This is a genomic window from Nocardia aegles, from assembly GCF_052545135.1.
The window spans coordinates 990,781-1,004,125 of the sequence record NZ_JBQWRI010000002.1 but is presented as its reverse complement, the minus strand read 5'-3'; the positions used below and the strand labels follow the sequence as shown (position 1 = coordinate 1,004,125).

General features: G+C 69.7%; 12 protein-coding genes. 3 read left to right on the top strand and 9 right to left on the bottom strand.

What is annotated here, in order from left to right; translation table 11 throughout:
• Positions 1-65: 65 nt before the first annotated feature.
• Positions 66-437 (bottom strand): META domain-containing protein, encoded by a 372-nt coding sequence (locus ACT89H_RS09750; protein WP_445108189.1) that lies wholly within the window; start codon positions 435-437, stop codon positions 66-68.
• 98 nt (positions 438-535) lie between these two features.
• Between ACT89H_RS09750 and ACT89H_RS09745 the strand changes: the two genes are divergently transcribed.
• Together ACT89H_RS09745 and secG are read left to right on the top strand one after the other, a co-directional pair.
• On the top strand, positions 536-2,134 hold the full coding sequence (locus ACT89H_RS09745; protein WP_445108188.1) for an MFS transporter: 1,599 nt from the start codon (positions 536-538) through the stop codon (positions 2,132-2,134).
• Between the two features lie 56 nt (positions 2,135-2,190).
• Positions 2,191-2,424 (top strand): preprotein translocase subunit SecG, encoded by a 234-nt coding sequence (gene secG / locus ACT89H_RS09740; RefSeq protein WP_039798855.1) that lies wholly within the window; start codon positions 2,191-2,193, stop codon positions 2,422-2,424.
• Between the two features lie 306 nt (positions 2,425-2,730).
• Here secG and ACT89H_RS09735 read toward each other — a convergent pair whose 3' ends face one another.
• Positions 2,731-3,069: a hypothetical protein gene (locus tag ACT89H_RS09735; protein ID WP_445108187.1), complete on the bottom strand. Its 339-nt coding sequence runs from the start codon at positions 3,067-3,069 to the stop codon at positions 2,731-2,733.
• 80 nt (positions 3,070-3,149) lie between these two features.
• On the opposite strand from ACT89H_RS09735, the gene ACT89H_RS09730 reads away from it, so the two are divergent.
• The gene (locus ACT89H_RS09730; RefSeq protein WP_445108186.1) at positions 3,150-3,752 is read left to right on the top strand and encodes a DUF7691 family protein; all 603 of its coding nucleotides are present in this window, start codon (positions 3,150-3,152) and stop codon (positions 3,750-3,752) included.
• Positions 3,753-3,761: 9 nt separating this feature from the next.
• Here ACT89H_RS09730 and ACT89H_RS09725 read toward each other — a convergent pair whose 3' ends face one another.
• From ACT89H_RS09725 to tkt, 7 genes are all read right to left on the bottom strand, one after another.
• A complete protein-coding gene (locus ACT89H_RS09725; protein WP_445108185.1) occupies positions 3,762-4,241 on the bottom strand; it encodes an SRPBCC family protein in 480 nt (159 codons plus the stop codon).
• A 48-nt stretch (positions 4,242-4,289) separates the two neighbouring features.
• Positions 4,290-6,599 (bottom strand): thiamine pyrophosphate-dependent enzyme, encoded by a 2,310-nt coding sequence (locus ACT89H_RS09720; RefSeq protein WP_445108184.1) that lies wholly within the window; start codon positions 6,597-6,599, stop codon positions 4,290-4,292.
• A gap of 118 nt (positions 6,600-6,717) precedes the next feature.
• The gene (gene pgl, locus ACT89H_RS09715; protein WP_445108183.1) at positions 6,718-7,473 is read right to left on the bottom strand and encodes a 6-phosphogluconolactonase; all 756 of its coding nucleotides are present in this window, start codon (positions 7,471-7,473) and stop codon (positions 6,718-6,720) included.
• A complete protein-coding gene (gene opcA / locus ACT89H_RS09710) occupies positions 7,466-8,374 on the bottom strand; it encodes a glucose-6-phosphate dehydrogenase assembly protein OpcA (protein WP_445108273.1) in 909 nt (302 codons plus the stop codon). The genes pgl and opcA overlap by 8 nt, the downstream gene beginning before the upstream one ends.
• Positions 8,371-9,945 (bottom strand): glucose-6-phosphate dehydrogenase, encoded by a 1,575-nt coding sequence (gene zwf / locus ACT89H_RS09705; RefSeq protein ID WP_445108182.1) that lies wholly within the window; start codon positions 9,943-9,945, stop codon positions 8,371-8,373. Before zwf ends, opcA begins: the two co-directional genes overlap by 4 nt.
• Positions 9,946-9,948: 3 nt before the next feature.
• Positions 9,949-11,085, bottom strand: coding sequence for a transaldolase (gene tal / locus ACT89H_RS09700; RefSeq protein WP_445108181.1), 1,137 nt, complete (start codon positions 11,083-11,085; stop codon positions 9,949-9,951).
• A 6-nt stretch (positions 11,086-11,091) separates the two neighbouring features.
• Positions 11,092-13,233: a transketolase gene (gene tkt, locus ACT89H_RS09695; protein WP_445108180.1), complete on the bottom strand. Its 2,142-nt coding sequence runs from the start codon at positions 13,231-13,233 to the stop codon at positions 11,092-11,094.
• Positions 13,234-13,345: the final 112 nt, after the last annotated feature.

The following is a 13,345-nucleotide window of genomic DNA, read 5'->3' as shown; positions in this document are numbered from 1 at the left end:
TCCCGGTCGCGCCGGCCGCTCGTGCCGGTCGTTCCGGGGACCACCTCGGCCGACGAGCACACCCATCACGACCGAGGCCACCGCGACGGCGGTGCAGCCGGGCAACGGCGCGCGCGCTCACCCGCGTGCAGGACCAGGCCCGCGCCGTTGTCGTTGCGTATGGTCAGCGTGTCGGCGTCCACCGTGGCGGTGGTTTTGCCGGCGTTACCGGAGACGCCGTTGTCCTCGGCGATGACGAGCGTGGGTCGCGCTTCGTCGAGCGCGCGTGCGCGGATCTGGCTGTTGTCCGTGATGAGCGCGACGACCAGCCACGGCGTGACCTTGATCGGTGTGTCCGGCCGGGCGATCTTCTTGTCGAGCAAGGTCACGGTGCGGTCGGGGCTGCGCAGCACGAGCCGCCTCACCGCGGCGGGGCCGGCGGGCGCCGCCTTGCTCATCGCGGCGGTGCTGCTCGCGGCGACCCAGGCGCGACCGGCGGCGCAGGCACCGGATGCGGCGTCTGGGCGGTGTTCGTCCCGCGACTAAGCTTCGCCGAGTGACCACTGCCGCGACGATCCCGATTTCCACCTGGGCGCCGCTGCGTTCGCCGGTCTACCGAGCGCTGTGGGTGGCACAACTGGTGTCGAACCTGGGCACCTGGATGCAGACCGTCGGCGCGCAATGGATCATGGTCGATCAGCCGAACGCGGCGGCGCTGGTGTCGTTCGTGCAGACGGCGATCACGCTTCCGGTGATGCTGCTGTCCATTCCGTCCGGAGTGATCGCCGACCTGCTGGATCGGCGCAGGTTGCTGCTCGGCGCGCAGTCCACGATGGCGGTGCTGGCCATGGTTCTCGCGGTCTCGACCGCCACCGGGCACACCACGCCCGCGGTGCTGCTCACCTTGTTGTTCCTGCTCGGCTGCGGTCAGGCGCTGACCGCGCCCGCCTGGCAGGCGATCCAGCCGGAACTCGTCCCTCGCGAGCAGATCCCGGCGGCGTCGGCGCTGGGCAGCATGAACATCAACATCGGAAGGGCGGTGGGTCCGGCGCTGGCCGGGGTGCTGGTGTCGCTGTCCGGGCCGACGCTGGTGTTCGCGCTGAACGCGGTGTCGTTCGTCGGCATCGTCGCGGTGCTGACGGTATGGCGCCGCCCGCCGACCGAGCGCCGCCTGCCCACCGAGCGTCCGCTCGCGGCCTTGCAGGCGGGCACCCGGTTCATCCGCGCGGCGCCCGCCGTCCGGCGGGTGCTGCTGCGCTCGATCCTGTTCATCGCACCCGCCAGCGCGGTGTGGGCGCTGCTGCCGGTGATCGCACGGGATCGGCTCGGGTTGTCGTCATCCGGGTACGGCCTGATGCTCGGTTCCCTCGGCATCGGCGCGGTGCTCGGAGCCGCGGCGCTGTCGCGGTTGCGCGCGTGGCTGACCCCCACCCAGCGGCTGACCACCGCCGCAATCCTGTTCGGACTGGCGTCGGCGGGCACCGCGCTGCTGCGCGTCGTCCCGGTGGTGCTTGTCCTGCTGGTGTTCGCCGGCCTCGCGTGGCTGCTGGCGATGTCCACCATGAACTCGACCATGCAGCTGCTGTTGCCGTCCTGGGTGCGTGCCCGAGGACTGTCGGTGTACCTGCTGGTCTTCATGGGCGGGCAGGCGATCGGCTCGCTGGTCTGGGGCTTGGTCGCCGACGCGATCGGCTCGGTGCCCGCGCTGCTGTGGGCCGCCGCGCTGCTGGCGTTCTGCGCGGTGAGCACGGCGTGGCTGCCCATCCGCAACGATCCCGAACTCCTCGACCTCACCCCCACGGCGTTCTGGCCGGAACCCGAGCTGGTGGTCGAACCCGATCCCGACGACGGTCCGGTGCTGATCCTGCGTAACTACGACGTCCCGGACGAGTGCGCCGAGGAATTCCTCGCCGCCATGGCCTTCGTCGGGCGATCCCGGCAGCGCACCGGAGCGATGGAATGGCGCCTGTATCGCGACGTCGGGGTGATCGACCGCTACGTCGAGGCGTTCGTCGTGCGGTCCTGGGCCGAGCACATGCATCAGCACCAGGTCCGGCTCACCGCCCAGGACCGGCTGCGGGAAGAAGCGGTCGCGAAGTTCAACGCCCTCGACGGGGAACAGGTCACCCACCTGGTCGCGGTCGACCGGCGCTAGGGCGCCGCCGAGTGCCTGATTCGGTGCCGTCGCACCGACCGCATACACTGTCCGGCATGCGGATGTTCCTGGATATCCTCCTGATCATCACCAGTGTGCTGCTGGTGCTGTTGGTGCTGCTGCACCGCGCCAAGGGTGGGGGTCTGTCCAGCCTGTTCGGTGGCGGCGTGCAGTCCAGCCTGTCCGGGTCCACCGTCGTGGAGAAGAACCTCGACCGCGTCACGATCTTCACCGGCGTCATCTGGCTGATCGCCATCCTCGGCATCGGCCTGGAGATCAAGTTCGCCTGATCCCGGCGGTCATCGCGCCCGCCGCGGCGCAATAGCTCGTCCCGGGTACCGGGGCCATCCGCAGCGTGCCCAGCAGCTGACCTGCGTAGTTCGCGGTCGCGATCAGCGCGCCGTCGGGCGCGGTGATGCGGTGCGCGTCGAATTCTCCCCGTTGCCGCCGGCCGCGTGATTCGCCGCGACCCGCAGTGGGTACGAGGACCGGGGTCGGATCACGTTGCGGTGCGTAGATGGATCCGCACGCCGCGCGGACGGTCGACCTCGCGATCTACCTCGGCACAGCGCTTTCCCGGTGTGCGCTGATCGGACTCACTCGACGCGATGAATGCGACAGTAGATGTCGGTGAACCCGTAGTACTCGGCGAGATCGCGGCGAAAAAGCTTGCCATGTAATGAAACCGGACGCCCACGTCGAACGACTCCTCCCATGCCGTCGGCGGGATCTCCCAGAACGGCTGGCCCAGCCGCCGGGCCGCGTCGGGGGTTGTAGACGTCGTTCACCAGCACGTCCGGCCTGCCGTGCTCGGTGCGGATCAACTCGAACAGCCGCCCCACCGCGTCGTCGTCGCTGTGGTCGAACACGTACGCGACGCCGATCCCGCCCGCGGCATCGACCTGCGCGGCCGTGGCGTGTCCGGTGCCGCGCATCCGGCCGGGCTGCCCCTTGAGTCGAAACGTATTCGGGCTCAGCGGTGTTCGTGTCGGTGGGCACCGCTAATGTTCGGTGGATGAGCTATGGCCTGAGCATCTACGTCGTCGAGCTGGACCGGATCAAGGGCGCCATCGGATCCGGGGACGACAAGCTCCGGCGGATGATCGGCGGCCGGTTCAAAGCCCAACTCACCCACGACGACGACTGGTTCGCCGACGAGATCGCGGCCGGCGCGCCCACCCGCTACGAGGCCGTGCGCGCCGTGATCGAGGGCGGGCCGTTCGACCCGGCCTACGGTTTTCAATACGGCTACGCCTACCAGACGATCTGCCGGTTCTACGGCCGGTTCGTGGACAACCGCTACTTCTCGGCGTTCCGGGGCCGCTGGCTGGACCATATCGACGACGGCTTGGCCACGCTCGGCATCAAAGCGGTGAGCGTCCGCGCGTTCAGGTACCACTCGCTGCCGCCGTCGCTGCCGCAGCCCGACGAGTTGCCGGGCTACGGCGAATGGACACCGGAGCAGTGCGCGGAAGCGCTCGTGCAGTGGGAGTCGACAACGCCACCGCAGCGCGAAGAGGTCGACCACGAAGTGCTCGCCGCCATCGAGTCCTGCGTCGAATGGATCCGGGAGGCGCAGGCCCGCCCCGGCTGGGGCATCGCCGGGTTCTTCTACTGAGCGGCGGGCCTAGCGGTATTCCCCGGCCAGTTTCGGGTAGTCCGACCACCGCGGCAGCGGCTGGTAGTCGAGGTAGGCGGTGAGACGGTCGAGCAGGTACTGCCAGCGCGGGCCGATCGCGCCCGCGTCGGCGGAGCACACGTGGCGGCGGGTCAGTTCCACGGTGGTGACCACGCCGACCTGGGTCATCCGGACTTCGAGCAGGCAGCCGTCGATGTGCACGACCAGTTCGTGCGGCGCTTGGCAGTGGTCGACGCGCACCGCGACCGGGCCGGGGACGGGACCGTCGAACAAGTCGATGGTCAGGTTGCCGTTGCCGCCGGATACGGCGCCGAGCCAGCGGGCGAGCTGGCCCCGCTCGGTGGCCGCCGACCAGACGTCCAGCACGGGCTTGCGGAACGACCGCAGGTAGTGCAGGAGCACGAGGTCGCCGTCGGCCGTGTGCTCGTGCTCCGGGCGTACCTCGCCGAGCATGGACACCGTGGTCATCGCGAGTCCTTTCCGCTGCCGGTCACCGTCGTGCTGACGGTATTTCCACTATTCCCCGGCCGAATCGAATTCCGGGGAATGCCGTGCCTCGGCGCGCCGCGGCTGTGCTCCGGTCGCCTCGCTCAGCAGGCGGAGGGCCGCGGCTTCGATCCGGTCCTCGTCGAGCAGCACCGTCGCGGCGGCCGGACCCAACGGCACGAAACTGTCCTCGCTGGTGACGCGCGCGATGCGGCCGGTGAAACCGGCGTCGATCAGCGCGGCGCACACCGACTCCGATACGCCGCCGCTGCGGCGCGTCTCGTCCGCGACGAGGACCCGCCCGGTCGCGTGGGCGTGGCGCAGCAGATCCGCCACCGGCAGGGGAGCGAGCCAGCGCAGGTCGAGTACGCGTGCGTGAACGCCGTGACGAGCCAGGCGCCGCGCCGCGCGCAGGCTCATCGGCACGCCGTTGGCGAAGGCGACCAGGGTCAGGTCCTCGCCGTCGCCGTAGACGCGGGCGCGACCGATTTCCACGTGCTCGGCCGGAGACGGATGTGCCAGCCATGCGTCGTCGCCGGGCTGGTGCAGGTCGCGGGTGTGATACAGCGCGATGGGCTCGAGATACAGGCAGACTCTGCCGTCCACGCGGGCCGCCGCCACGCACGTGCGCAGCATCGCCGCGGCGTCGTCGGCCCGGGCCGGGGAGGCGAGCACGACGCCGGGGATGTCACGCAGCGCGGCCACCGAGTTGTCGTTGTGGAAATGGCCGCCGAAGCCCTTCTGATAGGCGTATCCGGCGATCCGCACCACCATCGGATTCCGGTAGCGGCCGTCGGAGAAGAACGACAGCGTGGCCGCTTCGCCACGGATCTGATCGGCGGCGTTGTGCAGATAGGCGAGGTACTGGATCTCCGGAATCGGCACGAACCCGGCCAGCGCCGAGCCCAGCGCGGTGCCGAGGACGCTCTGCTCGTCCAGCAGCGTGTCGAACACCCGGCGCGCGCCGAACGTCTTCTGCAAACCCTTCGTCACGCCGTATACGCCGCCCTTGCGGCCGACGTCCTCACCGAAGACGAGGATGTCGCGGTCACGTGCCAGCAGGCTCGCGAGGGTGTCGTTGATCGCCTGCGCCAGCGTCATCGGCTCGGTGCGCGCAGCGCCGTCGAGGCGGTGCGGCGAACCGATGGCATTCCCGATGTCCGCGGGTTGGCGCTCGTTGTGCGGGAGAGGGCCGGTCCGCAGCGCGTCGGCGCGCACCAGCGCCGGGCGGGAGGGCGCGATCGGCGCGATCACGGCCGCCGCCGAGGTGAGTTTCGGGTCCGCCGAGACGAGTTCGGCGGCTGTGGCGACGCGGCGGCCGATGTCGGCATAGCGGTCCAGCACCTCGGTGGGGGTGGCCACGCCGGACTCGATCAGCAGCCGTGCGGTGGCGAGGACCGGATCGCGGGCGAGATCGGCGGCGATCTCGGCGGGACGGCGGTAGGCGGTTTCGACATCCGATCCCGCGTGACCGAGCAGACGCACGGTCCGCAGCTGCAGGAACGCGGGCGCGCGGCGATCGCGCACCCACCGCACCGCAGTGTTCGCGGTGGTCAGCGCGTCGAGGGCAGCGCAGCCGTCCGCGTGGAAGTAGGCCAGGCCCGGGCGGCTGCCGTAGGCCTGCCGGATCCACTCCGGCGGCGTGGGAACGCTGATCCCGATGCCGTTGTCCTCGCAGACGAACAGGATGGGCATGGCGATCCCCTGGCGCGCGGTGTGCACCGCGGCATTGATCGCCCCGGCCGCGGTGGAGTGGTTGGCCGACGCGTCGCCGAAACTACACACCACCACCGAGTCGGCGGGCCAGGGACCGGCGACGCCGAGCCGGGCCGCGCGATCGATCGCGAACGCCAGCCCGACGGCCCGCGGCAGGTGTGAGGCGATGGTCGAGGTCTGCGGGATGACGTTGGCGGCGGCGCTGCCGAACACCTTGTGCCGCCCCCCGGAGATCGGGTCCGCCGCCGCGGCCACCACCCCGAGCAGGACGTCCCGGATCGGGTCGAGCCCCGGCACACGCCGGGCCCGGTGCACGAAGAACGCCCCCGATCGGTAATGCGGCAACGCGGGGTCGGTGACCCGCAGGGCTGCCGCAAGGGCGGCATTGCCCTCGTGACCGGACGATCCGATGCTGTAGTAGCCGCGCCGGGTGCTGCCGAGGCGGCGTGCCGCGAAATCGAGCTGCCTGCTCGTCGCCTGTGCCTCGAACAACTCGAGGCACGCCGCGCCGGTGATCACGCCGCCGGGCGCGATCGACTGATCCGCCGGGCGGCCGGGCCGCGGTTCGAGTGCGGCGACGGCGGTACGGAACCGCTCGTCCAACTCCACTGCCTGATCGGTCACCGACCGATCATCTCGTAAGATCCGCCGTTCTTCCGCATTATCCGGCAGTGATCTTCCGGAAATAGAGCGGTATTGCGGGCAAATTCACGAGCTGATCCCGGTCGGTGACAGTGACCGCTCAGCGCAGAGCGGACGCGGCCTCCTGATCCAGCAGCCAGGTGGTCGACTCGATGCCCGTCGCGCCCGCCGCGGGAACGTCCACCGGATCCGCGCCGCCGATGGCCGCGGCGACTGCCTCGGCCTTGGCCGCGCCGCCGACCACCAGCACGACATGCCTGCTGCGGCGGATCGCGGGCAGGGTGAGCGTCACCCGGACCGGCGGTGGTTTCGGCGAATTCGTGACGGCGACGACGAGTTCGTGCTCCTCCCGCACCGCGTCGGTGTCCGGGAACAGTGAATTCACGTGGCTGTCACCGCCCATGCCGAGCAGGTGCAGATCGAACGCGCCGTGTTCGGCGAGGTAGGCGTGCACTGTCGCGGAGTACTCGGCCGCGGCCTCCACCGGATCGGGGTACTCGCCGTCGGAGGCGGCCACCGGATGCACCCGGGCCGCGTCCACCGGCACGTGATCGAGTAGCGCCTGCCTGGCTTGCAGGTCGTTGCGCTCCGGGTCGTTGGCCGGCACGAAACGCTCGTCGCCCCAGAACACCTCGACTCTGGACCAGTCGATAGCGCCGGGCGACTTGCGCACCTGCTCGAGCAGGGCGATGCCGGTGCCGCCGCCGGTCAGCACGACCGACGCGGAACCGCGCTCGGCCTGCGCGGCGACGACGACCGAGACGAAGCGGGCCGCCGCGGCGGCCAGCAGCGACTCGGTGTCCAGGTGCACCTCGACGGTGTCGCTGGGGAACGGCGAATCGGTGTGCTCACTCATAGATCACCCTTTCGATTCCGGCCAGCGCATCGGCGTAGATCTCGTCGGCGTCCAGCCTGCGCAGGTCTTCGGCGAGGCAGTCACGAGTTTCCCGGCGCGCCAGCGCGATCCGCTGCACCGGCTCGCCAGTGCGGGTCAGTGTCGCGGTGCGGCCGGTCTGCGGTCGTTCGATCGCGATGGAGACGGTGGGACGACGCAGTTCCACCCGCAGCGGTCCGGTCCGCCGGTACACCGGGCAGCCGAGCCGGGCGGACAGCCAACCGGCCAGCATGTCCAGGGCGGGTTCGTCGCGCAGCCCGGACACCGTCACCGAATCCACCGTCTCGAACGGCGGCTCGTCCATGGCCGACGCCAGCAGCGCCCGCCAGTAGGTGATCCGGCTCCACGCCAGATCGGTGTCGCCGCTGGCATAGGACCGCAGCCGTCGCTTGATCGCCGCCTGGGGATCGGCCGCGAACGTGGCGTCGGTGATGCGGCGGCCCGCCAGGCGGCCCACCGAATCCCTGGCCGGGAAATCCGGCGCGCCCCGCGGCCACCAGGCCACCACCGGCGTATCCGGTAGCAGGAACGGGGTGACGACGCTGCTCTCGTGGCTGACCAACTCACCTTGCAGCCGCAGCACGATGACCTCGGCCGCCCCCGCGTCGCCGCCCACCCGGATCTGCGCGTCCAGCCGGGTGGCGGCCTCCCGGGCGCCGCGCGCGAGCACCACCACGCGACAGGGGTGCTCGCGGCTGGCCTCGTTCGCCGCTTCGATCGCGTCCTCGGCCTCGGAACTGTCCAGCGTGCACACCACCAGCGTGAGCACCCGGCCCATGGTGATCACACCGTTGCTCTCGCGCAGCTGCACGATGCGCTTGGTGACCTCGCCGGTCTTGGTGTCGGGCATGTCGACGATCACGGGCGCCGCCATTCCCGCCCGGTGCGAGCGATCATCTCGTCCGCCGACGACGGACCCCAGGTGCCCGCCTCGTACGGTTCCGGCCTGCCGTCGCCGGCCCAGTGCTCGAGCACGGGATCGAGGATGCGCCAGGACAATTCGACCTCCGCGTTCACCGGGAACAGCGACGGTTCCCCGAGCAGCACGTCGAGGATCAGTCGTTCGTAGGCCTCGGGCGAGGACTCGGTGAACGCCTCGCCGTAGCTGAAGTCCATGTTGACGTCGCGCACCTCCATGCTGGAGCCCGGCACCTTCGAGCCGAACCGCGTGGTGATGCCCTCGTCCGGCTGCACCCGGATGACCAGCGCGTTCTGCCCGAGTTCCTCGGTCATGGTCTGGTCGAACGGCAGGTGCGGCGCCCGCTTGAAGATCACCGCGATCTCGGTGACCCTGCGGCCAAGTCGTTTCCCAGTGCGCAGGAAGAAGGGAACACCCGCCCAGCGGCGGGTGTCGATCTCCAGCCGGATCGCGGCGTAGGTCTCGGTCTTCGAGTTCGGGTCGAAGCCTTCTTCCTGCAACAGCCCGACTACGTGCTCGCTGCCCTGCCAGCCCTCGGTGTACTGGCCGCGCGCGGTGGTCTCGTCCAGCGGTTCGATGAGCCGGGTTGCCGAGAGCACCTTGATCTTCTCGGTCTGCAACTGCTTGGGCTCGAAGCTGATCGGCTCCTCCATGGCGGTGAGGGCCAGTAGTTGCAGCAGGTGATTCTGGATCACGTCCCGCGCGGCGCCGATGCCGTCGTAGTAGCCCGCGCGTCCGCCGAGGCCGATGTCCTCGGCCATCGTGATCTGCACGTGATCGACGAAGTTGGCGTTCCAGATCGGCTCGTACTGCTGGTTGGCGAAGCGCAGCGCGAGGATGTTCTGCACCGTCTCCTTGCCCAGATAGTGGTCGATGCGGAAGACCCGCTCCTCGGGGAACACCCCGTTGACCAGCGCGTTGAGCTCCTGCGCGCTCGCCAGGTCGTGCCCGAAGGGTTTCTCGATCACCACCCGCCGCCAGGGCTTGCGTGCCGCGTCGGGCCCGGTGGTCTGGGCCAGGCCGTGCGCGCAGAGCTGATCGAGCACGAGCGGGAACATGTTCGGCGGGATGGACAGATAGAACGCGTGATTGCCGCCGGTGCCGCGCTCCTTGTCCAGTGTGGTCAGGGTGTCGGCGAGCCGGTCGAAGGCCGCGTCGTCGTCGAAGGTGCCCTGGACGAACCGGATGCCCTCCAGCAGCTGATCCCAGACCTCCTGGCGGAACGGGGTACGCGCGTGCGCCTTGACCGCCTCCAGCACCACCTGCGCGAAGTCCTCGTCCGCGTAGTCGCGGCGCGCGAAGCCGACCAAACCGAAGGCCGGGGGCAACAGCCCCCGGTTCGCCAGGTCGTAGATGGCCGGCATCAGCTTCTTCCGAGACAGGTCACCCGTGACGCCGAAGATGACCATGCTGCACGGACCGGCGATGCGCGGAAGCCGTTTGTCCCGTTTGTCCCGCAGCGGGTTGTGCCATTCGGCCGCGTCGGGCCGATCCTCGGACGCTGTCCCGGCCATCAGTCAGCCGTTCCCGGTCGACGCCGACTTCAGCTCGTCGGCGGTGGCGGAAAGCAGCTCCTCCCAGGACTTCTCGAACTTGTCCACGCCCTCGCGCTCGAGCACCGCGAACACGTCGTCGAGGTCGATACCCACCGCGGCGAGCCGATCGAAGACATCCTGGGCCTCCTGGGCCTTGCCACTGACCGTGTCGCCGGCGATCGCGCCGTGATCGGCGACCGCCTGCAGTGTCTTCTCCGGCAGCGTGTTCACCGTGTTGGGGGCGACCAACTCGGTGACGTACATCGTGTCGGGGTAGTCCGGGTTCTTGACGCCGGTCGACGCCCAGAGCGGACGCTGCCGATTCGCGCCCGACGCCGCCAGGTTCAGGTACGTGGAGGTGTGCTCGCCGCCGTCGAACACGTCCTGGTACTCGGCGTAGGCCAGGCGGGCGTTGGCGATGCCCGCCCGGCCGCGCAGCGCGAGCGCCTCCTCGGTGCCGAGCGCCTCCAGTCGCTTGTCGATCTCGGTGTCCACGCGGGAGACGAAGAAGGAAGCGACGGAATGGATCTTGGCCGGGTCGTGACCGGCGATCTTGGCCTTCTTCACACCCTCCAGGTAGGCGCCCATCACCGCGCGGTAGCGCTGCACCGAGAAGATCAGCGTGACGTTGACGCTGATGCCCTCCGCGATCACGGCCGTGATGGCGGGCAGGCCCTCCTCGGTGGCGGGGATCTTGATGAACAGGTTGGGCCGGTCGACGATCTTCCACAGTTCGACCGCCTGCGCGATGGTCTTGTCGGAGTCGAACGCCAAGCGCGGGTCGACCTCGATGGAGACCCGGCCGTCCACGCCGCCGGTCGCCTCGAAGACCGGAGCGAACACGTCACAGGCGGCGCGGACGTCATCGGTGGTGATGGTGCGGATCGCGGCGTCGGCGTCGGCGCCTTGCGCGGCAAGCTCTTTCAGCTGGCCGTCGTAGGTGTGGCCCTGGCTGAGCGCACCCTGGAAGATCGTCGGGTTGGTGGTGACCCCGACGACGGATCGGGTCTCGATCAGCTCGAGCAGGTTGCCGGAGCGGATCCGGTCCCTGGACAGATCGTCCAGCCATACGGACACTCCCGCCGCCGAGAGGGCGGCGAGATTCTCGTTCTGAGCCATGAGCGCTTATCCCTTCACGTTCTCGAGCGTGCGCTGCGCGGCGGCAACGACGGCTTCCGGAGTGAAGCCGAATTCGCGGAACAGGGTCTTGTAGTCGGCGGAGGCGCCGAAGTGCTCGATCGACACGATCTCGCCCGCGTCACCGGCGAACCGGTGCCACGGCATGGCGATACCGGCTTCGACGACGACGCGCGCGGCGACCGCGGGCGGAAGCACATCGTCCCGGTAAGCCTTGTCCTGCGCGTCGAACCACTCCACGCACGGCATCGACACCACGCGGGTGGCGATGCCCTGCTCCTCCAGCGTAATGCGGGCGGCGACGGCGAGCTGGAGCTCCGAACCGGTGGCGATCAGGATCACTTGCGGTGTGCCCGTGGACGCCTCGGCAAGGATGTAGCCGCCCTTCGACACGCCTTCGTAGCTGGTGCCCTCGAGAATCGGCAGATCCTGGCGGGTCAGCGCCAGCCCGGACGGGCCGTCCTGGTGCGGCGGCTCGGACACCGAGAAGTGCGAGCTGTGCTCGCTGCTGTCGTGCTCCAGGATGGTGCGCCAGGCGTAAGTGGTCTCGTTGGCGTCACCCGGACGGACCACGTTGAGGCCCGGGATGGCGCGCAGCGCGGCCAGGTGCTCGATCGGCTGGTGCGTGGGGCCGTCTTCGCCGAGACCGATGGAGTCGTGGGTCCAGACGTAGATCGCGGGCACGCGCATCAGCGCGGCCAGTCGCACCGAGGGGCGCATGTAGTCGCTGAACACCAGGAAGGTGCCGCCGTACGGACGGGTCGGGCCGTGCAGCGCGATGCCGTTGAGGATCGCGCCCATGGCGTGCTCGCGCACACCGAAGTGCAGGGTGCGGCCGTACGGATCGGCCTTCCACATGCCGGTGGAGATCGACTCCGGCCCGAAGCTGCGCTGGTCGGGCATGGTGGTGTTGTTGGACTCGGCCAGGTCGGCCGAACCGCCCCACAGCTCCGGCAGCACCGGCGCCAGCGCGGCGAGCACCTTGCCGGACGCCTTGCGGGTGGCCATGCCCTTCGGATCCGGTTCGTAGCTGGGCAGATTCGAGGTCCAGTTCTCCGGCAGCCGCCGCGCGAACAGGCGGTCGAACAGCGCCTTGTTCTCCGGGTTGGCCGCGGCCCACGCGTCGAACGACCGCTGCCACTCCTCGTGCGCTGTGCGGCCGCGCTCGACGACCTTGCGGGTGTGCTCGAGGACGGCCGGGTCCACGTCGAAGCTCTTGTCCGGGTCGAAGCCGAGGATCTTCTTGGTGGCGGCCACCTCGTCGGCGCCCAGCGCCGCGCCGTGGGCGGTGCCGGTGTTCATCTTGCTGGGGGCGGGGTAGCCGATGATGGTGCGCAGCACGATGATCGAGGGCTTGCCGGTCTCGGCCTTGGCGGCTTCCAGCGCGGCCTCGATGGCGACGACGTCCTCGCCGCCTTCGACCACCTGCACGTGCCAGCCGTAGGCCTCGTAGCGCTTGGCGACGTCCTCGGTGAACGCGATGGTCGTGTCGTCCTCGATGGAGATCTTGTTGTCGTCGTAGATCACCACCAGGTTGCCCAGCTGCTGGGTGCCGGCGAGCGACGACGCCTCGGAGGTGACCCCCTCCTCGAGGTCACCGTCGGAGGCGATGACGTAGATGAAGTGGTCGAACGGGCTCGTGCCCGGCGCGGCGGCGGGATCGAACAGGCCGCGCTCGCGACGCGCCGCCATCGCCATGCCGACCGAGGAGGCCAGGCCCTGGCCGAGTGGGCCGGTGGTGATCTCGACGCCGTCGGTGTGCCGGAATTCGGGGTGGCCCGGGGTGAGCGAGCCCCACTTGCGCAGGTTCTTCAGGTCGTCGAGTTCCAGACCGTAACCGGCCAGGTACAGCTGGATGTACTGGGTCAGGCTGGAGTGACCGGCCGACAGCACGAACCGGTCCCGGCCGACCCAGCTCGGATCGCTCGGGTCGATGCGCATGGTCCGCTGGTAGAGCGTGTACGCCAGCGGCGCCAGGCTCATCGCGGTGCCGGGGTGACCGTTGCCGGCGTTCTGCACCGCCTCGGCGGCCAGCACCCGGATGGTGTCGACAGCCTTGGTGTCGAGATCCGTCCAGTCGTCCGGGTGGTTCGGCTGAGTGAGGGCGCGGATGTCGTCTGTGATCGACACGACCGAGGTTCTCCTGACATTGGTTCGTCGGCGGCGGGCGGGGTTTCTGACGGCGATGATCGCGCGGCAGCTACGGCGGGCTAACCGGATATACCCACTTACCCTAGATGTG

What these genes read in the sequence shown, in the direction of transcription:
- ACT89H_RS09750 (WP_445108189.1), bottom strand. Translation starts at nt 437, where the DNA reads ATGAGCAAGGCGGCGCCCGCCGGCCCCGCCGCGGTGAGGCGGCTCGTG.
- secG (WP_039798855.1), top strand. Translation starts at nt 2,191, where the DNA reads ATGCGGATGTTCCTGGATATCCTCCTGATCATCACCAGTGTGCTGCTG.
- ACT89H_RS09735 (WP_445108187.1), bottom strand. Translation starts at nt 3,069, where the DNA reads ATGCGCGGCACCGGACACGCCACGGCCGCGCAGGTCGATGCCGCGGGC.
- ACT89H_RS09730 (WP_445108186.1), top strand. Translation starts at nt 3,150, where the DNA reads ATGAGCTATGGCCTGAGCATCTACGTCGTCGAGCTGGACCGGATCAAG.
- ACT89H_RS09725 (WP_445108185.1), bottom strand. Translation starts at nt 4,241, where the DNA reads ATGACCACGGTGTCCATGCTCGGCGAGGTACGCCCGGAGCACGAGCAC.
- pgl (WP_445108183.1), bottom strand. Translation starts at nt 7,473, where the DNA reads ATGAGTGAGCACACCGATTCGCCGTTCCCCAGCGACACCGTCGAGGTG.
- zwf (WP_445108182.1), bottom strand. Translation starts at nt 9,945, where the DNA reads ATGGCCGGGACAGCGTCCGAGGATCGGCCCGACGCGGCCGAATGGCAC.
- tal (WP_445108181.1), bottom strand. Translation starts at nt 11,085, where the DNA reads ATGGCTCAGAACGAGAATCTCGCCGCCCTCTCGGCGGCGGGAGTGTCC.